Source organism: Faecalicatena orotica (assembly GCF_003149245.1).
GTDB classification, from domain to species: Bacteria; Bacillota; Clostridia; order Lachnospirales; family Lachnospiraceae; genus Faecalicatena_A; species Faecalicatena_A orotica.
On the sequence record NZ_QGDL01000001.1, the window covers coordinates 777,393 to 799,457 of the forward strand.

Annotated in this window: 14 protein-coding genes and 1 riboswitch; of the genes, 2 read left to right on the forward strand and 12 right to left on the reverse strand. The window is 48.2% G+C overall.

What is annotated here, in order from left to right:
• Window positions 1–31 precede the first annotated feature (31 nt).
• The 8 genes from A8806_RS03415 to A8806_RS03445 form a co-directional block, all read right to left on the reverse strand.
• Window positions 32–2,083: an ATP-dependent helicase gene (locus A8806_RS03415; protein WP_330405236.1), complete on the reverse strand. Its 2,052-nt coding sequence runs from the start codon at window positions 2,081–2,083 to the stop codon at window positions 32–34.
• Window positions 2,064–4,727, reverse strand: a complete 2,664-nt coding sequence (locus A8806_RS03420; protein ID WP_109729734.1) for a DEAD/DEAH box helicase — start codon at window positions 4,725–4,727, stop codon at window positions 2,064–2,066. The genes A8806_RS03415 and A8806_RS03420 overlap by 20 nt, the downstream gene beginning before the upstream one ends.
• A gap of 136 nt (window positions 4,728–4,863) precedes the next feature.
• Window positions 4,864–5,883, reverse strand: a complete 1,020-nt coding sequence (locus tag A8806_RS03425) for a response regulator (protein WP_109729735.1) — start codon at window positions 5,881–5,883, stop codon at window positions 4,864–4,866.
• 34 nt (window positions 5,884–5,917) lie between these two features.
• Window positions 5,918–6,094 carry a hypothetical protein gene (locus A8806_RS26075; protein WP_181368562.1) on the reverse strand — a complete coding sequence of 59 codons (177 nt, stop codon included), beginning with the start codon at window positions 6,092–6,094 and terminating at the stop codon, window positions 5,918–5,920.
• Window positions 6,095–6,195: 101 nt separating this feature from the next.
• The gene (locus A8806_RS03430) at window positions 6,196–6,912 is read right to left on the reverse strand and encodes a response regulator transcription factor (protein ID WP_109729736.1); all 717 of its coding nucleotides are present in this window, start codon (window positions 6,910–6,912) and stop codon (window positions 6,196–6,198) included.
• Window positions 6,872–8,851 carry a sensor histidine kinase gene (locus A8806_RS03435; RefSeq protein ID WP_109729737.1) on the reverse strand — a complete coding sequence of 660 codons (1,980 nt, stop codon included), beginning with the start codon at window positions 8,849–8,851 and terminating at the stop codon, window positions 6,872–6,874. The genes A8806_RS03430 and A8806_RS03435 overlap by 41 nt, the downstream gene beginning before the upstream one ends.
• A 140-nt stretch (window positions 8,852–8,991) precedes the next feature.
• A complete protein-coding gene (locus tag A8806_RS26540) occupies window positions 8,992–10,428 on the reverse strand; it encodes a hypothetical protein (protein WP_112132948.1) in 1,437 nt (478 codons plus the stop codon).
• Window positions 10,429–10,440: 12 nt separating this feature from the next.
• A complete protein-coding gene (locus A8806_RS03445; protein WP_109729738.1) occupies window positions 10,441–15,678 on the reverse strand; it encodes a fibronectin type III domain-containing protein in 5,238 nt (1,745 codons plus the stop codon).
• 170 nt (window positions 15,679–15,848) lie between these two features.
• Window positions 15,849–15,933, reverse strand: a riboswitch (cyclic di-GMP riboswitch).
• 155 nt (window positions 15,934–16,088) lie between these two features.
• On the opposite strand from A8806_RS03445, the gene A8806_RS03450 reads away from it, so the two are divergent.
• A complete protein-coding gene (locus A8806_RS03450) occupies window positions 16,089–17,510 on the forward strand; it encodes a phospholipase D family protein (RefSeq protein ID WP_109729739.1) in 1,422 nt (473 codons plus the stop codon).
• Window positions 17,511–17,653: 143 nt separating this feature from the next.
• On the opposite strand, the gene A8806_RS03455 is transcribed toward A8806_RS03450, so the two are convergent.
• The 3 genes from A8806_RS03455 to A8806_RS03465 are packed head-to-tail and all read right to left on the reverse strand — an operon-like array spanning window position 17,654 to window position 20,537.
• The gene (locus A8806_RS03455; RefSeq protein ID WP_109729740.1) at window positions 17,654–18,301 is read right to left on the reverse strand and encodes a sugar O-acetyltransferase; all 648 of its coding nucleotides are present in this window, start codon (window positions 18,299–18,301) and stop codon (window positions 17,654–17,656) included.
• A gap of 58 nt (window positions 18,302–18,359) precedes the next feature.
• On the reverse strand, window positions 18,360–19,145 hold the full coding sequence (locus tag A8806_RS03460; protein WP_109729741.1) for a histidinol-phosphatase HisJ family protein: 786 nt from the start codon (window positions 19,143–19,145) through the stop codon (window positions 18,360–18,362).
• A 36-nt stretch (window positions 19,146–19,181) separates the two neighbouring features.
• On the reverse strand, window positions 19,182–20,537 hold the full coding sequence (locus A8806_RS03465) for an MATE family efflux transporter (RefSeq protein WP_109729742.1): 1,356 nt from the start codon (window positions 20,535–20,537) through the stop codon (window positions 19,182–19,184).
• A 157-nt stretch (window positions 20,538–20,694) separates the two neighbouring features.
• Here A8806_RS03465 and A8806_RS03470 point away from each other — a divergent pair, with 157 nt between their 5' ends.
• Entirely contained in the window at window positions 20,695–21,558 is an 864-nt protein-coding gene (locus A8806_RS03470; protein WP_181368563.1) for an AraC family transcriptional regulator, read from the forward strand.
• A 30-nt stretch (window positions 21,559–21,588) separates the two neighbouring features.
• Here A8806_RS03470 and A8806_RS03475 read toward each other — a convergent pair whose 3' ends face one another.
• Window positions 21,589–21,918: a nucleotide pyrophosphohydrolase gene (locus A8806_RS03475; RefSeq protein ID WP_109729744.1), complete on the reverse strand. Its 330-nt coding sequence runs from the start codon at window positions 21,916–21,918 to the stop codon at window positions 21,589–21,591.
• Window positions 21,919–22,065 lie beyond the last annotated feature (147 nt).

Genomic DNA, 22,065 nt, shown 5'->3' on the forward strand with positions numbered 1-22,065 from the left:
AAATCCTTTTTAGATTTCCTGCTAATCTTTTTTATCCTAATATCTCAACCTCACCAAACGCCTTCAAAAATTCTTTTTTACCATATCCCTCGAACTCTGCCTCCACAGTCATTTCATTTTCCGAGATGAGTACACCGGTGCCGTATCTGGCGTGCCTGACTTTCTTTACTTCCTGCTTCTCTACCTGTACACGGTTCATTTCCTTACTCACTGCTTTCCTCAGCTGCTGGAGATTCGCCTGTTTCTCTTCCGGGGTCTTATCCTCCTCCCAGTCCAGAAGATGCCGGGGAAGCATTTTCAGATATCTGCCCGGACCGCCCGCTGCACGGGGCTGTCCCGGGTTCGTATAGTAAGACAGTTCCAGATATTCCCTTGCCCTTGTCATTCCCACGAAGAAAAGCCTGCGTTCTTCCTCCTCTTCAAACCCGCGCCCAGCCAGCGGGAGCAGCCCGTCATTTACACCGATGATAAATACACTGGTAAATTCCAGTCCCTTGGAGGCATGCAGTGTCATCAGCCTCACCTTGTCCCGCCCCGGATTTTCCTCCGTTTTTAGTATCTGGATACCATACAGTGCCGATGAACGAAGGAACTCTGCGGTTCCCTCAAAGAAAGGCCTGTGATTCTCGCTGCTATAGCCGGTCAGCCTTTTGCAGAAATCAAGGACCATATCCCTGTCTTCTACAAATGAAGCTGCATTGGGTCGTAAATAGTCATCCAGTAAAAAATACCGGTAGATCTGTTCCGGCTCCTGTACCTGCACTTCCGAGAATGTCTGCATAAAACCGCGCATTCTGTCAAAAATCCGGGACCGGCCTTCTTCCGGTTCTGCCAGAAAGCTTTTCCAGCCCTTTTTCCCTGCCCACTCCCCATAGGACGGATGGGACAGCACTGTCTCTGCCGCATAGATATCCTCCGGATTGCAGGCATATGCAAGTACCTTCACAAACCACTCCAGAGCGGGGATATCCCTCAGTGTCTTTCTCTGCGAAACGGTAAACGGAATCCCTTCCTTTTCAAAGACATTTTCCAATATCTCCGACTGGCTCTGGAGCCTGTAAAAAACTGCGATTTCCCCGTAATCCATACCTTTTTCGTTCATCTGCCTGATCTTTTGTGCCAGATATACGGCTTCCTGAAAAGCATCGTAATGGTTTCTCACCAGTATGGGACTTCCGGCCTCCCTGCTGCCCGCCACGGTATTCCCATACTGCAGGAACTTCTCCGCCGCCTCCAGTATCGTCCCGCTGGAACGGTAGTTAACCGGAAGTGAAAGTTCTTTCGCCCCGAACTGATGTTTCAGAAAGTAGAACATCGTCTCCACGCTCCCCCTCCAGCTGTAGATCAGCTGGTTCGGGTCACCTACCGCAAAGAGCCTTGTCTGCTCCCCCTTCAGCGCGGTAATGAAGTCCATCTGCTTTCTGTCGCTGTCCTGCACCTCATCAATGATGATCCATGCAGGCTTTTCATTTTCTTCTTTCAACAGTTCTGTGCTGATTTCTATCAGATCCGCGAAGGACATTTTATTCTGCCGCTTCTTCTCTTCCTGTAAGGCCTGAAACAAAAGAAACAGGTCATCTTTGTAACGGCTTATCCCCTTCCCCTGGCTAAAGGCCGCATACTCCTGCTCCATCCGCTTTTTCAGGCGGTTCTTGTACTTGATGCTCAGCTTTCTTTCCTTCGCAAGGCGCAGGGCCAGCTCCGCCTCTTCATCCGGCTCGATAATCATGAAATCCTTCGTCCGCCCAGCCTTCTCAACCGGGAGAGAGGACCTTAAAAAATTCATTGCGACACTATGGAAGGTTCCAAATCCTGCCAGTTCTTCGTCAGTAAGGCCCGGCTCTATCTTAAGCAGACGCTCCCTGATCTCCCCTGCAGCCTTATTCGTAAATGTAAGGACCGTCATGCTCCGCACCGGAACCTTTTTCTCTATATGCAGGTACAGAATCTTGGCAATCAGTACCGTTGTCTTGCCGCTCCCGACATTGGCGTTGACGACACAGGCAGGGCTTTCATCCAGCACGGCTGCCCTCTGGTATTCATTCAGGCGTTCCCACTGTTCTTCATAATACAATATCTTCAAACCTTCTTTCCAGCCTTGCCTTTGTCTTCTTTTCCCGGTCCTCATCTATCTGCGCCGCCACTTCCAGTCTCATATCCGCGGGACAGACTGCATGATAGCGAAGGATATTCTCAATACTCTTTCTGTTCTCCGGCTCCTTGATCCACATCTCATTGAAAGTGTTTCCTACGGTTATGGTCAGGCAGTGCCCCTTTATATCCACGCGCTGTACCGTCTTTAAAAATGCCCCTCCGGCTTCGCCGTTTTTCTCCACACAGTCACAGAACTCTTCCCAGTTTTCAGGAAGAGAGAAAAAGGAAAATTGCTTCTGTACGGCCGGCTTCTCCGTCTCTTCAACCATTTTGACAGATTCCGGCGCCGCTGTCTTCTCAAGCAGATTGGTAAGCCCCCACAGTACCAGCTTTTTATCCAGTGTATAATCACCCACACATGCCGGACAGCCATCCTCGCAGGGACAGTTTTTCACCATGTGGACTGCATTTTCCAGAATCTTTGGGATCAGGTCGTATATCTTCTCCGAATATCCCAGCCCGCCCACATACTTATCATAAATAAACATGTATACGACTGCTTCGTCCCTGTCATCCGGAATCAGCGCGTTGCCGGAAACAACTACATCAATATCGTCCCGTGCAGCCATCGTAACCATCATCGCCGCGTTCCTGATAGCGTTTGACAGCCCGTCAAAGTGATTGTTCCTCACGAGTTCTCCTGACTGGTTCCTCTGTAAGAGCCTGCGGAAGACATAGACCACATTCTCCGGGATCTCCAGCCATGTGCTCTCCGTATCATAGTCCTTCTGAAGCGGCACTGTTAAGCTTACATATCCCAGATTCTGATGATTATGGAACTGAAGCTTCTTAAACATGGAGACCAGTTCGTTCACATTGATATCCCCGAACCGGATGTGCGTGCGCCCGTAGGGCTCCTCCTGGAAAACCTGAAGGACCCTCGTTTCCTTGGTTCCTGCCGGCACGGTATAAAAATTGCCGTCAAAAGGAATACATCTGGCGGTACGGCTTTTCAGGTCAAGGCTCAGTACCTCATAGGACGTCCCTTCATGCATATACACCGCCCCCGGGTAAATCTCATGGTATGCCTGGGATTCGTCCATCTCCGTAATTTCTCTCTCTTCTTTTTCCAGAATCAGTTTGAACCTCGTCTGGTCCATGTTCCTCAGGCTGTAGTCCCCTGCGGGAAATGCGGGGCCGGACCATGCAAACTTCCCTCCCAGACTCTTTAATTCCTCCGCCTTTAGGAGTACTGGGATAACTTCACCCAATGCAGGGAACAGGGCAATATCATCCATCGTCAGCGGCATCTCGGCCGCGGCGGCACGGATATGCGAAAGCTGGATCAGCAGATTGTCACGGTCCACAATCGCATTCTCGCTCTCCTGACAAAACAGCCAGTCAGGATCAATGGCTATATACTGGTCAAAGGGCTGGTTTTCCAGTATCAGATAATTTACACATGCGTCCTGCCCTCTCCCGGCCCTCCCTGTCTGCTGCCAGAAGGAGGCCCTTGTTCCCGGATAGCCGACGATTACCGTCGTATCCAGATTCCCGATATCAATCCCGAGCTCAAGTGCATTCGTAGACACCAGTCCCGATAGTTCACCGGAAATCATCTTTCTCTCGATCTCTTTTCGTTCCAGCGGCGTATATCCGCCGCGGTAACCCGCGATCTTCCGGCTGTCCCCCTGTGACAGGAACCCCGCTGAATCCAGCTTGTCCCTTGACTCTTTTAAGATAATCTCCACACTTTTCCTGGACCTCGCAAAGGCGATGAAATGATGGTTCTCTTCGACGAGCCGCGGAAGCAGGTCCGTAGCCACTGCGGTAGAAGAATATCTTCCATAAACCTTGTCATTGGAGCCTTTGATGACAGGCGGCTGTATGATCCGGTATTCCTTTTCGGGGCACGGGGAACCGTCACGTGAGATCAGGGTGAACTTCCCGCCGCATATATTCTCCGCCAGTTCAGTCGGATTCGCAATCGTGGCAGAACTGCAGAGAAACTGCGGGGATGACCCATAATAACTGCATACCCTCTTAAGCCTCCTGAAAATATTGGCCAGATGGGAGCCGAACGCCCCACGGTAGCTGTGCAGCTCGTCGATCACCACGTATCTGAGGTTTGTAAAAATAAAGTCAAAACCATACTTACTGTGATTCGGCAGGAATGCACCGTTTAGCATCTCCGGATTCGTAAGAATGATATTCGCGCTCTTCCGGATTCTGCTGCGCTCCCGGGGCGGGGTGTCACCGTCGTATACCCCGGCCGATACCCGCCCTTCCCCAAAGTATTCGAGCCACGGCTTCAGTGCACGGAACTGGTCGGCTGCAAGCGCTTTCGTCGGATAGACAAAGACGGCCCTCGTCAGCGGGTCATCCAGGACCGACTGCAGCACAGGCAGAAGGAAACTTAACGTCTTCCCGCTGGCAGTCGAGGTCGTAATCACCACGTTCTCTTTCCTGAGGGCAGCCTCAAACATCTCTGCCTGATGGGAATATAGTTTCTCTATTTTACTCTGCCCTAAGAAGCTTTTAATCTCTTTCTGTAAACCAGCCGGGAAAGCGGCATACTCTGCCCCTCTTCTGGCCAGTCTTTCCCTGTGTATGATCAAATCCTGAATCTCCATATCCGTAATCTCCCATAAAACATTTCTGTTACTCAATCCCAAACCAAAACAAATGTTCTTTTTATTATAGCATATCCCCACTGGGAATTTCAATGCCGCAAAAGCATTGACTCCAGTGGGGATATGTAAAGGGGGACTAATATTGGGATTTACCGACAATCCCTTCGGATTTCTTTATGTTAACTCCAGACAACGCATCTGCCACGGCATTCTGTAATTCTTCCATCTGGTAAGGTTTTGTTAAAAGTGCACACCCTCCGGCTTTGGCACCCTCCTGTACTGTCTGTGCGTCGGAGTGGGCGGTAAGGAACACGACCGGAATTTCGTTTCTGGCCCGCAGCTCCCTGCAAAAGTCGAGGCCGTTCCCATCCGGCAGGTCAATATCAAGAACAATCGCATCCGGCGTTGTTTTATGCAAAATTGTCCTTGCTTCCCACAATGTTCCCGCACTTAAGATGGAATATCCTTCCGGGCGCAGGACACGTTCGTTCAGACGCAGCAGCTGCGGACTGTCATCCACCAGAAGAACAGTCTTTCCCGTATGCAGTGCGTCCGTCTTTGGCCTTTTCTTATGGGAATAGCTTTCCCGAAGCCTTGACAGTTCCCGCTGGCTGACCAGTGAGCAGACAAAATAGGCCAGTACGTCAAATACCACCGAGATGTGTTCCATCTTCTCTGGCGGAGGATTATCTGTCCCTAAAAAACCATACATTTTTCCCTGGGCTAGCAGAGGACTCAGAATGATGGACTGGATTTTCTGGGGCTGTAAAAACTCATAAATCAGCGTGTCCTTTTCCCTCAGCAGTTCCACGTCCGGTTCAATGATGTTCTCACCTTTCGTCAACTGCCCGTACCAGGGAAGCAGGTCTTTTTTCGCCACATAAGGCAGTTCTTCGATGCCGGACGATATTCCAGCCCTGCACCATTCATAAGTGTTGCGGATGTGCTGGCGGTCCATTTCTTCAAAAACGTATACCCGGTCACACTCCAGCTGTTCTCCCAAAAAACAGAGAAGCCGCTTAAGCCCTTCCTCCGCATCCGGGGCCTTCCTGATCTTCTTCAGACATTCCCCTACAAACTGCTCGTTGCGCGCAGCACTCTCCTCACAGGACCGGTTCGGGGGGCATCCAGCAATACCCGCTGAATTCATTTTCATATGCTGTCCCTCCTCTTTTATATCACGCATCGGATTAGGGGCAGGGTACCTGACAATTTTCATTCACCAGCCTGTCCAAAAGCAGCATTAGTTCGAGATCACTTTTAAACGATATGGTTTTCCCGTTTGTTTTTACTTTTCCCTGCCATATATAATTCTGTACTTCCTCTATGCAAACTTCAAAAGTTACCTCTTGATATTCCTTTTCCATAAAAACTGCCTCCTTCCTTTATTCTAGGATAGCAAAAAAAGGGATAAAAAACGCGAACCTTACCAAAATGTCAGGTTCGCATTGATCCACTCGGAATGTTATTATTTTTTCTGAGGTTTGTCCTCCATAATCTCCAGCAGGTAACCCTCGTTCCGAAAGGTCATCAGGGATACTTTCCCGCCGGACAACGCCAGTTTATTCTTCAGCCGGGACATGCATTTCCAAATGGCGCTGGCATTCCCTGATAAAGGCTGTTTCCAAACCCCCTCATAGATTTCCTTCGCCGGAATAGTCCTGCCTTCATTTTTTAATAGGTAGAGCAGGACAGAAAATTCCCTCGCTGCAAGCAGCATATCTTCACCGTTCAAGAAAGCACGCAGGGCTACGGTATCCAGCACAAGCGGTCCCCGCGTGATGGTCTTTGCCTGCTCCGTATCCCGCCGGTTCATCCGCACAAGACGAAGCTGTGCCTTGACACGGGCCACAAATTCATCTACATCATACGGCTTTGTGATATAGTCATTGCCGCCCGCTACAAGTCCCTCGATGATCTCACTCTTTTCATCCAGGGCCGTCAGAAACAACACCGGGGCCGACGTGGTCGGCCGTATTTCCTCACAGAATGCAAGGCCACTTCCGTCCGGCAGCATGATGTCCAGCACCAGCACATCGGGCGTATGCGTCTGAAGCAGTTTCCGTGCCCCTGAAAGCGCTGCCGCGCACAGCACAAAAAATCCCTCACGCTCCAGAATACGGCGGTTGATTCGCTGAATATTCTTATCGTCCTCCACCAGCAGGATTATCCCTGTCTCTTTCATGTTCAACCTCCTTCGCCGGCAGTGTAAACCACACTTCCGCCCCTTTGCCTTCCTCACTCTGAACGCCGATCTGGCCGCCATGCCCTTCGATAATTGTTTTACAGATGGTAAGTCCCAGACCCGTAACTCCTTCATCACCACGCCGGAACCGCTCGAATACATGAGGCAGCAGCTCCCGGCTGATACCGTCCCCGTCATCGGCAACACTCACCCGCACCTGATGTTCCAGCGCTTCTGCCCGGACGAGGACAGTCCCGTTCTTTGTATGCCGGTTGGCGTTGCTCAGCAGGTTAATCAACACCTGCACAAGCTGGTCGGCACTTCCCTCCACCGGGGGCAGCCCCGGCTCTGTCTTTGCTGTCAGGGTGTTCCCCTGCCGGGCAAACATGGACTGGTAAATCCTCACCGTTTCCACGATCAGAGACTCCAGATCCAGCCTTTTACACACGGAATCAGTCCCCTGCATACGTCCAAGTCCTACAAGGCTTGTTACCATCTGGGCAAGCCGTCTGGCCTCGGTGGAGATCGCATTTAAGTCCGCTACCGTTTCCTCATCCACCACACCGGTCCCGATATTCTGGGCTGCAAACTGTGCGTTGACCGAAATGACCGTTAATGGTGTTTTCATCTCATGGGACATATCGGTGTAGAACTGATTCTTCATACGGTTCATCTCCGCCATCATTTCCTTTTCGGCAGCCATTCGTTCCTCACGCTCTTTCGCCCGGCGCACCTCACTCATAGTGCCAAAAAACAGGGCTGTCATGGCAAATAGTACGAACACCGCCATTGACATTTCCGAAACGGCAAAGCGAAGTGCAGGCAGCATATGGATGTCCATATGGTACAGCATATCCCACAGGGCCGCAAACAACAGGAACGCAAAGCCAGCCAGCACGGCAAGCTGTCCGGTATCAGGCCGCTGTTTCTGAAAGATAAGCCGGATAAAGAAATACAGGCCGATCAGCCCCAGTATCCCGACACGCCATACTGCGGTATAGGATATCAGCAGGGTTGGGCCGAATATGTCAATGGCAGCAAAGCACCCGCACAGAATACTCGCGGCAGGCGGGAACCATTTCTGCAGTACACCGGGAAAGAGCAGGTACAGAAGCCACACCAGCAGGATACCGCTTAACGGCATCGTTAAGTATTCCAGCCGGAAGATTACCGTCCACGGCAGATTTGGAAGTACCGCCCCCAGTATGCGCTGCCCGGTGACACCGGTGCGGATAAACCACGTCAGACAAAATAGTGCAAACAATAGGTTCGGTTTGTAATGCTGCATCATCGTGTAAAGAACCATATGGACGATAAACAGTACCAGATAACACCCCATAAGTACGACTTCCGGACAAAGGTTCCTCAAGACATACCGGTTGATCTGTTCCGGCAGGCCTATGTAAAGAGTTCCGTGGGTGCCGCTGTCCTTATGGGTAAAGTTGGACGCCTGCTGTACAATGACTATCTCACCATTCTCGTCAGGGGATACCGGGAGTACATAGAATTTTACACCCGGTGTGGTTGTTTCCCGGTTTTCCCCCGGAACACCGGCCTCAAAAAGCAGTTCGCCGTTTACATACATACGGCTTGCAAAGTCCACACTGTACCCGCAGATGAGATAGCTGCCCCGGGGGACCTTCAGCCGCATCCGGCTTGTGGCATACTGGGTCCCGTTATCTGGCTGACCAAGACAGATATCCGTGCGTCCTGAAAATTCCTGCGGGGTCAGCAGGGCATCCGGCACATATTCCACATCGCCGGTAACTCGTACATTCTTCTGCATAAGACCGGAACTGGTTAAATCCCATTCGCCGTTTGCCGAGGTCATGACTGTGGTTTCGCCCGTGCGCGGCTTTACGCCCCACACTATCAGCATCAGGACGACAATCAGGGGTAGAATGGCAGCAAGTATCCTTTTTTCTTTTTTCTCTGACATTTCACCGTCCCCTTTACTCTCTTTTATGGGTCGATTATACCAGATAATTTCAAGTATAGGAACAAAATTCCATTGATTTATTGTATCCCACACAAAAATCCGCAGGAATCATCCCGCGGATTTTTGTGTTTCTTATGATTTTATTTCCGTATTCTCCGCCATATTACTGTTGCGATTAAGGCTGCCGCCGCAATAGCCAGTAATACGATATACAGCACAACCGGACTGTTATCTCCCGTCGCCACATTGCCCTTCTGCAAGTCTTTCTTTCCATCAGTGCCGCCGGAAGCCTCCTGTCCTCCCGGTACCGGGAATTTACCTGCTTCTTTGACTTCCTTAGTCGTCAGTACATAGCTGGAACAGTGTGTCAGTTCAAATACTACATATCCTCCATTAACGATAATCTCCTTCTGTACCGGCTCCAGCGCCTTCTTATCTGGATTGTAATAGTACAGGTACAGCTTCTGCCCATCCGCAAACACACTGCCTGCATATACTTTCACTTCCGCAGGGCCGGGCAGCTTACCGCTGTGTGAGAATTCAAGGAACAGATTCTGTGCCCCCTTCTGGAGAAGCTTCCCGATGTCAGGGCTGCTGATTAGTGACGTTATCCTGAAGTCCATGACGATGTTCTCATTCGTGATCTGATCTCCGCGGAATGTGAAGGAATATAGAAGGCCTCCATCGTCTTCCACTGCAAATGTCAGCGACTTATCGGTCCCCTTAAGAGCCTGAAAAACGGTTTTCTGATCTTCGTCCGACAGTACAGCGTCTTTTCCAATCTTATATGTGATCTGGGCTGTTTGTCCCTCCTCCAGCTCTTTCACCACATCTTTTACGTTATCGTATACAGCATCTGCATCCGGCTGTCCCGGGGTACCGGGATTCTCCGGTACATCTGGGTTGCCTGGCTGCTCCGGGTTATCTGGCTGCCCCGGGTTATCTGGTATGTTCGGGTTATCCGGTTGTCCGGAATCCCCCGGTACATCAGGATTATCTGTTCCACCCGGATTATCCGGATGGTCTGGCTGTCCCGGTTCATCCGGGCTGTCTGTACCGCTGACCCTCTTCAGATTTACAGCCATATCCGCCAGGTCCCCTGACTGGATTTCTCCTACGGCATGGCTCTGGCTGACTGTTTTCACAGAGACCGGCTGTATCATAATCTCACATTCTGAATCATCCATATCAAGGCTCACGGTACCGATAGAGCAGCTTTTTGTGTCTTTATCAAACAGTAATTTTGTATCCGAGAGAAAGATATTTAATTCCTTCTTTTGAGGATTGTACCTGTAATCAGATATACGGTATGCCCCTGCACCTGACTGGTCAAAGGATACGGATACCCCGGGGTTATCCCCCGTGATATCTGTAACCAGCATCGTAATCTGCATGGTTGTCACTGCATTGTTCACAAGTTCCTTATTTGGTGCAAAGATAAGCTGTGCACTCTCCTGCTTTTCATCTGCTTTCCATTGAATGAATGTATCATTCTTCGCATCCTGAGCCGATACAGGCAGACAGTATCCGAAGATCACAAGCAGAAGAACCGGTAATATTCTTTTTAATCTCTTCACATTCAATCCCTCCTACTTGTTATCCTTTATTTCAATATCCTTCAGTTCGGCCGGCAATTTTACTTCCAGCGTATCACTTACAAGCCTCTCACCTTCATTTGTGTGTGCATCATCGACCCTGTAGAGCTCTGCCGTGACACTCTGCGGAATCCTGCCGGCTGCCTTAAGTTCCTGATAGGTATCTGGTTCAATATAATAGATCCATGTTCCGGAAGAAATCTCCCCGAGTTCACCTTTATCCGGCACTTCCGCAAAGATCACCTGTGTGCCTTCTATGATTTCTTTGTTCTGGTCATAAAGCTTCAGGGCATTATATGCCGGATTACCTTTGTATTCTCCGGTAAAAATCAGCGATTCCTTTGGTATCATACCATCTTCAAGAGTCTTATCATAGACATAATCGGATTTCAGTATCCCGATCCCATCTTTCAGAAGCTCCACATTATCTCCTGCCGGACCGAGGATGTCTATCTCTGACAGTTCGGCCTTATTCTGGCCCTTTACGACAAGCTTCAGGTATGAGGCATCATAAGTATACATCCAGCTGTCATTCTCTTTACTGAAATATACGGCAGCCGTACCGTCATCATAGGTTAAGGTGCCTGCTTTCGCCAGTGTCCATTCGGAATTATCTTTGCTTACATAGACCTCATACTTCTTAATTGCATCTGCGCTTTCCTCCGGCACAGTAATCTTCATGCCTGCCACTGCAAGCATTTCCTGAAAACTGATGACCAGAGAAGGTGCCTCATTAGAGGCTCCAGCATAGCTGTCACTATAATCATCGTTGTAAACCTTCCCAATTGCCGATACTGTTTCTGGTTCCGGATTATCATCCGAGCCTGTTTCCTGTTCGTCATCCGGTGACGTCATGTTTGTTGTCACAGACCATAGCTTCTTGGAAACACTGCCGTCATGCGAGATCTTAACCGGGTCAAGCACGGTCTTTTCCGTCTTGTTAAGCAATTTGTCATATCCGATTACTTCGTAGGTAAATACCCGGTTATTCACAGTATCAATGGTATCTGTAAATACGGTCTCACCATCTTCTGCCGCGACAAAACCAACCACTTTTCCGTTGCGGTATATTTCATAACCGAGCATTGCATCCTGGTCGGCTGCCGTATTAGATAATTTCAGGGTAACCTGCTTTGAATTATTCTTATACTCCATCTGTGCATTGACCGTGCTGCCGGAAGCTGCGTCTGTCCCGCCTTCCACACGGTAAACCCTTGCCTCATCCGTGATATAGTATATATTTCTTGTCTCTTCCCCGAACTGCGCCGCATATGCCTTCGTTGTTTCATCCGGTGTCATTCCCCACTTTTCAAAGAACGGCAGAAGGTTCTTCTTGGCGGCCGCACAGGAAAGCCTCATCAGCTTATTGTCCGTATCTGCCCCGTTCAGTGAGAGCCCGTTCGGTGCAAGAGAGGTGTTTCTCGCATAAGCATCTACTCTGGCGAAAAACAGGTTATTGAACTGGTCCTCGTAGTTATCGTAAGTCTTGTAATTAAAACCGTCATCATAGGCAAGATGCAGCTGCCAGTACATAGCCAGACTCGTAAATACACTGGACGCCCTTCCCTTTGTTCCTGATGTTACTTTCTCATAAACATCTTTGTATTTGAATCTGACCTTGTCGTTCGTCTCGTCAGCCTGCGCCAGAATAGAGAAATAGTTATTCGTAATCTCGGCGATTGCATAATCGGGCTGGTTGATTATATGCCCGATCTCGTGGGCAATGCCCCAGCCAAACAGCTGCCCGCTCACATATCTGCCGTTGTCACTTACAACCGGCTGTGACCGTGCGAGGCCCGGGATGCTTCCCCATTCGATTCCGATATGCAGCCCTCCGGCATACATGAATGCCCCGGCGAACATCCTCATATACCGGATATTCAGCCTGCTTACCGGAAAACTGTTGTTTGCGCCATAATTCTCTGGCACTGTCTGGTCTGTCAGGCCCTTATGCTGGTAAAACAACGTGATCATCTGATCCATTGCCTCCAGAGACTGGTAAAGGACCTCTGTCTGGCTGTCCACATCATTCCCGTCTGTACCTGCTTTTTTATTAATACCGTTTAAAATCTGTTCTGCTGAGACAGAATACATCATCTTATCCAAAACAATCTCGGTCGCTCCCAGAATACAGTTTTGCTTGTCATATGCATAATTGCAGTGGGTTTCGTCCTTGTCCAGATGCTGGCTGTTATGCATCTGCTCAATCTTTGGTACATACGTATTTAACTCTTCTACATATGCCCTGACCGCGGCACGTTTTTCCGCCTCAGTAGATGCCTTTGAAATATCCAGCATCGGGATCTTTGTGCCGCCGCTCACTCTGACCTGTATGTTAATCTTGTTATTAGTTCCGGTAAATTCTACATACAGGCTGCCACCGTGTTCCGTATTCAGACTGCTGATGGACGGCATCGTCACTACATTCTTCCCCTGCACCAGATTCGATACGACGACTTTATTCCAACTGCCTGATTCCGCATGATACTGGGCCGCAATCAGACGCACATTCGTACCGGCGCCAACTGCGGTATTCTCCCTGCCCACATAGACTGCCAGTTCTTCACCCTCATGTGCCACAACCCCGAGCGGCTGCCAGGAATTCAGGCCGGAAGCCATCTTAAGTACATTGTCCTTCGCCTTGATAATGCTTGTATCCACCCGGATCGGTTCTGAAAGCTTCTCGTTCTCCAGAATATTCCGTGCGTTTTCGATCTCACGCAGCAGAAGGTCCCGCCTCGGATGATACTCGCCGCTTACTTCGTCCTTCGTGTTGGTGCGTTTCTCCAGAGCATCGACCATTTCCTTTGTCACATTATCGGCAAGTGTCACATGAAGACTATCAGCATACAAAGCCTCCACTTCATCGTCCAGACTGTCATAATAGTAGAACTTCATCTCCGCAATCGAAACACTGTTGTTCCCTGCCCAGTACTGGGCCAGATTAACCTGTACTTTTTTTGCTGTAAACGGCTTATCAAACCACAGCTCATAATATACTTTTCCATTGGAACTTTTCTTGGATGTCAAAAAGCCATTTATCATCTGTTCGCTGCCATTCTCATCCCAATACCGGGTCTTGGCATAGTTATAGCCCCCTGCCTGGCCTGCATCCGGAACGACCGTAATCCGGTTCATCTCATATGCCTGGTCAAATTCTACGATCGGGGACGGCTTTCCTGAATTAAATCCCCCTGCATCCCATGAATTGATTATCCAGGAGGATGCATAATCGTTATCAACAACTGTCATCTCATTATCCGGTTTATTATGCGGGTATTCCACACCTGCAATGTGCGCCGTTGCCGTTCCGACCCCCTGGTCGGTATTGATCAGTTTGTAATTCGATGTCACAGGCGGATCCAGATCCATCGTGGTCCCTACATAAACTGTTGACTTTTTACTTGTCCCGCAGTCATTCGTCCCGGTCAGGCACACCTCATAGGTTTTCTGATTCTCCAGACCAGTAAGCCGGTAGCTTGCTGCTGTGATGTTATCCACTTTCTGATACTCAGTCTTACCTTTTATTCTATAATAGAGGGTATAGTAATCCGTATCCTCCATCTTCTTCCACGAGATATCAAGCAGGCGGTACCCGCCCTTTACGCTTACATTCTCCGGTGCATCCGGTGCTTTGTCTGCAGCCGGGACGGCGTCTATCGCATCACTGTACCCACTGCTCCACTCGCCGTTCACAGACTGGACCCTGACTTTGTAAACCTCCAGGTTCTTCAGTTTTTCATTTCCAAAGGAGGTTACATTCAGCCAGTTCACGGATGCCGGAATAACGATCGTCTTTTCTTCGTGTGTAATCTCCACCTCGTACCCTGACACATTCTCCTGCGCGTCCCAGTTCAAAGTAAATTTCTTACTGCCCGGTGTCACTGTAAGGTTCCCCGGAATATTCATGACAGGGGCCGGTATTCTTGACTCCATATCATTTAAAAACTCTACTTTTCCGATATCGGCAAGCTTCGTACTTCCGGTATCTGTAACCTTGATCTTGATCCTCTTGACTGCCACCTGTTTTCCCAGATTCACAACCAATGTACCATCGGCTTCCTGCGTCACCACAGCCGCCGCCCTTGACCGGAAATAGGCCGCCCGCTCATCAATCGCAAATGTCTCCGTATGCTCCCCTTCTTCGTCTGTATAGGTGACATCGATGGTTCCGCCTTTAATGATATTTACAGAGTCCTGTACCGGTGCAATTGTAATGCCCCCGACTGCCAGGTCTTTTTGGCCGGAGAGATCAATGCTGATCTCAACCGGATTCTCTTCAGATATCACTTCATCCGATACCGGCTTCACTGAAATACTCCCGGCCCCGGTCAGAACATCCATGACACTGTTCCCCTGTGCCAGTTCCGTCCCCTCGGCAACCTTAGCCTCAACCTTCGTTTCATCGATCAAAGCAGTCCTCGTTACAGTCGCCTCTGTACTCTCTGTCCCGTAACTATAAGTGAAGCACTGAAGATCTGCCAGATCCACTGCACCGTCCCCGTTCAGGTCATACATTAGGTCTGAAGAAGCTTCGCTGACCGCATCAAGAAGCAGTGAACGGTCTGTGTCATCTACTGCGCCGTCCCCGTTCACATCCCCATATCCATAGGTTCCCGGATGAGCCGCACCTTCGATTACTGCAGTCATATCTACAAGACGTATCTGCTGGTTCATTGCCTGTATTTCGATTTCCTGGCCATAAACAAAACCACCTCCGTTAATCTGGAGCAGGTATGTTCCCTCTTCAATCCCGTTCAGATCAACCGTACCTTTTGTCGTACTGCCGTCTTTCGCCGTAAAATCCTTCCTAACAGCCTCAGTTCCGTCTTTTAACAAAACCGCGGATATCTGCCCGATACGTGTCTGTACATCAGTAACCGGCAGATTACATGTGAGCTCTACCGATAAATTTCCCTTTTTCTGCCCGGAATCCTGATCCTCAGAAGCAGCAGCCGCTGTGTCTTTTTCGTTAGCCGCATCTTTCTCCTCCTGATCCACTTCTGGGTCTTTTCCTTCTTCCTGCTCATTTCCTGACTGATCTTCCAAAGAGCCGTCCGCCGGGTCCGTACCTGTCTGTTCCCCGGAACCGACATCTTTGCCGATAGTATCCGCAATCGTTCCTGCGGCTGTATCAGGCGTCCTTAGCACACCCTCTTCTGCATAAACATTGACAGCCGATAGCTGCAGCGTCATGCACATGGCCAGAAGCCATGCCAGCTTTTTCTTCATACATTTCCCCTCCTCAATCTTGTTGTGGACACAAAAAGGCGGTATCAAAAGACATTGATACCGCCTGCAGACCGATGCTGTGATAGTCCGGAAAATATAAACTTTTCCCCTATTCCCCCAATTGAAAAACCCCCGCCTTTTCTATGAAAAGCGGAATCCTTCTTATGTACATCTGCAACCCAGCCATCCTGCCTTTTTCAGTCAGGATCTGTGGCTTTGCGTCACTGCCTTACGACAATTTTGCCTTTTTAGTAATTCAAATATATCATCTGAAACGAACTGTGTCAATCTACTTTATTATCCCCGACTGCCAGTGCGTATAAGACGATTCATTGGACAAAATAGAAAGATGTCCATTGATTTATTTTGAAAAACAGATAAAATGAGAGAAGGGAAGGAGAATTATATCCATGAAAAAAAAATTTTACTCACTTTTATCCAAAATTTCTATAAAATACATATTACTTTTCCTATTCCTGCTCTATCTTTCCGGGCTCATTGTCCCTTATATTTCCCACAAAAAAGTAAATGAAGCCTTTCAGAGCGCCTTCCATAGCAGAGAATTTTACGGAACATCTGCCGGGACGGAAAGAACCGCATACCTTGACGACAACAGCGAAGCGCTCCTGTACCGGCTGCGGATGATCGAAGAGGCAGAGTCAGATATTATCCTTTCTACTTTTGATTTCAATTCTGACCAGTCTGGGAAGGATATCCTTGCGGCCCTTAACAATGCTGCCGGCCGCGGCGTTAATGTACGCATTATTGTAGACGGGATCAGCGGCTTTCTTGATCTAAGACATGACGAATGGTTTCAGACTGCTGCCGCCCATCCCAATATCCAGATACGCATTTACAATCCGGTAAACTTTTTAAAGCCCTGGAAACTTCAGGCAAGGCTTCATGATAAATATCTGGTCATTGACAAAAAAATGTATCTTCTGGGCGGCAGAAATACAACCAATCTTTTTTTAGGTGACTATTCCTCCTCCCGGAATATCGACCGGGAATTATTTGTCTATGAAACAGAAGAATCACCGGATTCTTCCCTTTATCAGCTTTTAGATTACTTTGAACATGTCTGGAATCTAGAAGACAGCAAGGCTTACACCTGTACACAAAGCGCGAAAAAGACCGGTGAATATAACGCCAAATTATGCACAAACTATGATACCTTACGCCAGAAATATCCGTCCGCATGGGAAAGCTGGGACTGGCTGCACCTCACTTTTGAGACAAACCGCATTTCTTTACTGTACAACCCGGCAGAAGCAGAAAATAAAGAACCCTGGATGTGGTATTCCCTGCATCAGCTAATGGCACAGGGGGACCAGGTTTCCATTTACACTCCTTATATTATCTGTGGAAAGGAAATGTACCAGGATCTGGAATCGCTTACACAAAATAAAACAAAGGTGGAAATCATCACCAACGATGTGGCTAAGGGAGCAAATCCCTGGGGCTGTACGGATTACTTAAACCAAAAAAAGCAGATCTGGAACACCGGAGTAAATGTTTATGAGTTTATGGGGAAACACTCCTGTCACACAAAAGCCGTTGTAATCGACGACCGCATGAGTATTGTCGGTTCCTATAATCTGGATATGCGCAGTACCTATCAGGATACAGAGTTAATGCTTGCCGTAGATTCCCCGAAACTGAACCAGATCATACGAAAGGAAATAGAAACGGATAAAACGTTCAGTAAAACAATGACCGAGGATGGTTATGTCTATGGGGAAAATTATAAAGCAAAAGAGATGACCACAGGGAAAAAGATATTTTATGCATTCCTTCGAATTGTTGTTATCCCTATCAGGAGATTTTTATAAGGACGCTGGTGTTCCAGCGTCCAAAAGGATCATGAAGCATAGAAAATTGTCGGGTCGGTATCTACTATATATGAAGTAACAAGAGGGGATAATAAATATTACTTCATTTATCTATCCCCATAGCTCTGCCTTAATTGATAGGATTATTTTAAAAAGGCAGGCATCCTGTGCCCTTTAAAATAATACTCTCTGTCGTGTTCATTCACCCCGCGCAGGACTTTACACGGGTTCCCTGCCGCCACTACACAGGAAGGGATATCTCTTGTAACTATACTGCCCGCTCCGATGACTGTATCATCCCCGATGGTTACTCCCGGAAGAATGACGGCTCCGGCCCCGATCCAGCAGTTTTTCCCTATTCGGACAGATGCATTGTACTGGTATCCTTCCCGGCGGAGTTCCGGCAGAATCGGATGTCCTGCCGTTGCAATGGTGACATTCGGCCCCAGCATCGTGCTGTCACCGATATAAATATGTGTATCATCTACAAGGGTTAGATTAAAGTTCGCATATATATTTTCCCCGAAATGTACATGGCGGCCCCCGAAATTTGCATGGAGAGGCGGTTCGATATAGCATCCCTCTCCGATCTCGGCAAACATCTCTTTCAGCATTCTGTCCCGCTTCACCATCTCGTCAGGCCGCGTCATATTGAAGTCATACAGGCGGTTCAGGCAGACTGTCTGTTCTTTTACAAGCTCCTCATCACCGGGAAGATACAACTCCTCATTGTGCATTTTCTCGTAGATACTGTTAAGTTTTGTCTGATCTGCATTCTGATTTATTTCCATATTAATTTCCTTTTACTCCTTTCTAAATCCTTTCACTAACCATCACAGGGGGCACCCGTTATAAATTGTGAAAGACTGGTTCCATCCTGCTGAATGTACAGTACTGCTCAAAACCAATCCTTTTTAGAATCTCTTTTGCCTCCTTGATATGATCCCCTAGTCTGTTCGTATCATGCGCGTCGGAACCTATCGTGATAATCCTGCCGCCAAGATCATGATAGAGTCTGAGAATCTTTTCGGAGGGTGTCAGGTCTTTCAGGCCATAGGCAAAACAGGACGTATTTACCTCGATTCCTTTTCCCCCGGAAATAGCCAGACGGAAAATCTTTTCCACAATGTCCAGAATCTTTTCATCTGGATATTCCCCTGCATCGTCATAACGCTTGATCATATCCAGATGGCCGAGCACCGAATAGTTCGTATATTGCTTCATAACCTCATAAATAGCTTCATAATACGCTTTCTGGTATGCCTCCTGTGTTTTTCCCTTCTGGTATTCATATGACCAGAACTCCTGATCATCGATCTGGTGGTTGCTCAGTATGACGAAGTCAAAATCATATTTTGCAAAATCCCGCTCGAAAAGAGAAACCGTATGTGTCTGAACACCAAACTCAATCCCCTTTTTAATCCGAAGTTTCCCCTGATACTTCTCCTGCATCTCTTTCAACAGGGGGAAGTAGTGCTCATAATCACAGTTCAAATCTGTTTTCACCCCGTAATCCACATGCTCCGTGAATGCGATTTCGTCCATCCCGTTCTCCAGAGCCTTCTGTATCATTTCCTCCATAGGGCAGTCCGAATCGTCACTGAAACTTGTGTGGACATGATAATCTGCTAACATAATATCCTCCTTTTTTCCTTGTTATCTGTCCGCGGGTTACGACATCTTTACTGTCAGATCTTTTACCCAGCGGTATTTTTTATAGTTTCTGTAAACTGCCGGCAATTTCACTATCTCATCCAGATTTACGATGAAATATACAGCCGTTACGGGCAGTTTCAGCCAGAAAGCCGCGATGAACCCGAGGGGCACTGTGATGCACCACATCGTAACCGTGTCGCACCAAAAACCAAACCTGGAATCTCCCCCCGCACAGAAGATACCGGCGATCGTTGTTCCATTTACAGACTTGCCTATCAGATAATAGGAACACATAACAAGCATCGCCTGAAGATATCCTCCTGCCTGCTCACTGAGATTTGCAAAAGCAAGAATAACCGGACTGGCGGCCAGCAGGATCATCCCTGAGACTGCCCCGCCTGCCACAGATAGTCTGCATAGCCGCCTTCCATATTCCTTCGCCTTTTCAAGGCGTCCGGCACCGAGTTCATTGCCGACGATAATCCCTGCCCCGCTTCCCAGCCCCAGACAAAAGCAGGAAATCAGGTTTTTCGCGATATTAGCGATAGAGTTGGCCGCCACGGCATCTGACCCAAGATGTCCCATGATGACAGAATACATCGTAAAACCGCAGCCCCACACGATTTCATTTCCCAGCACAGGAGTTGTATACTTCCAAAAATCCCGCCTCAGGATTTTATCCGGATGCAAAAGATAAGAAACTCTCGCCTTAATCCGGCCATCCTTCGCAGAATCCAGAATCACCCACACAAGTTCTGCCGCCCTGGCGGTCACCGTTGCAAGAGCCGCCCCTGCAATTTCCAGTCTGGGTGCATTCCACAATCCAAAGATAAGCACAGCATTCAGCACGATGTTCAGTATGACCGCCGATGAACTTATGACAGAACTTTTTGCAGCATATCCACTGTTTTTCATAATACAGAGATAAATCTGGGATACCCCGCACAGTATGTATGACGGACCGACAACCCGAAGGTATCCTGCACCTCCGGCAATGAGGGCCTCCTCCGAGGTGAAAATTCTCATCACCTGTTCCGGAAGAAAGACGGCACCAATAAAGAAGACCAAAGATACAAGGAATGAAATCCTAAGAACCACCGCAAATATCTTCTCCACTGATTCTTTATCCCCTTTCCCCCAGTACTGTGCAGCCAGCATACTGGCGCCGATTGTCATTGCTGCCAGAAAAAGATTAAAAACAAACTGTACCTGCCCGGCAAGTGAAACCGCCGACAGATACCCCTGGTCCAGCATCCCCAGCATTATAGCGTCTGACGCGCTGACAAGAGCCAGCATAAACTGCTGAAAGGCGATGGGAAACACTAATGCAGCCAGTTTCTTCATAAATTGTTGATCCAGTGATTTATTCATAACATCTCTCCGATTCTTTCTCTCTGATGTCAGTCCAAGCGGGATGTTAACGCATCCATTTCTTTATGACTCTCATAATTATATCTTGTATATGCTGGCATTATCTACTGATATATTGTATAATTCTATAACAATATCGTATGTTCAGGGGTACACAATGAAAGAAGTAGAATTAAGGGATGACCGTTCCGAAGATGTTCAGTATGATTTTACAGACTATTCCATATATATCCGGAAAGATTTTTTATCACAGTATGATTATGCGGCTGTAAGCCACTGGCACGATGACATTGAGCTGATTTATATCCTGTCAGGTGAGATGCAGTACCATATTAACGGTGAAATCGTAACGCTTGAACAGGGCAGCGGGGTATTTGTCAATTCCCGCCAGCTTCACTATGGATTCTCAGAGAACTGCACGGAGAGTGAGTTTATCTGTATCATTCTGCATCCGCTGATGCTCTGCTCTACCCCCGGCATGGAACAGAAGTACGTCATGCCGCTGATGTCAAACCTTGCATTTCCATTCCAGCTTCTTACAAAAGAGACCGCCTGGCAGAACCATATTTTAAACGCCATGCAGCAGATCTACGCCGCCAGAGAAGCACCGGCGCCTGAATTACAGATACAAAGCCTCTTCTTCCTTATTTGGAATGAACTTTATGTACATGCGCCGAAAGACCATGCCCCCTCTAAGCAGTCTCATCAGCTCTCTGTCCTGAAAGATATGGTCGGTTATATGCAGAAACATTATAAAGAAAAAATCACTCTTGACGATATCGCAGCCGCCGGAAATGTATGCAAAAGCAAGTGCGGTTCCCTGTATCGCAGTTACTTCAACCAGACCCCGGTAGGCTATCTGACCGGTTACCGTCTGAAAAAGGGGGCGGACCTGCTTCGTAACACCGATATGTCCATCACTGAGATCAGCTATGAGGTCGGTTTCAGCGGCGCGAGCTACTTTACAGAAACATTTCGAAAGTATTACGGATGCTCACCGACCCGGTTTAGGGCGGTTTGATACATCAAGTATGCGGCCGGTGCTGAACGGTTACTTCACAGGATACTTGACGGCATTCTTACCGGCCTTAGACTCGACAGCCGCTGAAAGGTCAATTCCAAAGTGTTCACAGATACGGCAGAGATACCAGAATACATCCGCCACCTCTTCTTTCAGGTGTTCGAACTCTCCTTCATCCTCTCTTACGCTGTCCGCTTCATCCGAATGCAGCCACATGAATATCTCTGCCAGCTCTGATGCCTCTACCGTAAGGGCCATCACAAGGTCTTTTGCATTCTGGTCTTTCCGCCACCCTCTGGCATCTGAGAAATCCTGAATATATTTTTTCACTTCGCTTAGTGTCGTTATTTTATCTTCCATCTCTTGTCCTCTTTTCTTTTATTATTAAGAATATCACCAGTTCCTACTCATGACAAGGTTTCCGCTTACGATAGATCAGTTATAAAAAATTTACCACGTTTTCTTTTAGGTACCTTGACATTGTAGTGGTTTGGTGTTAACCTATAA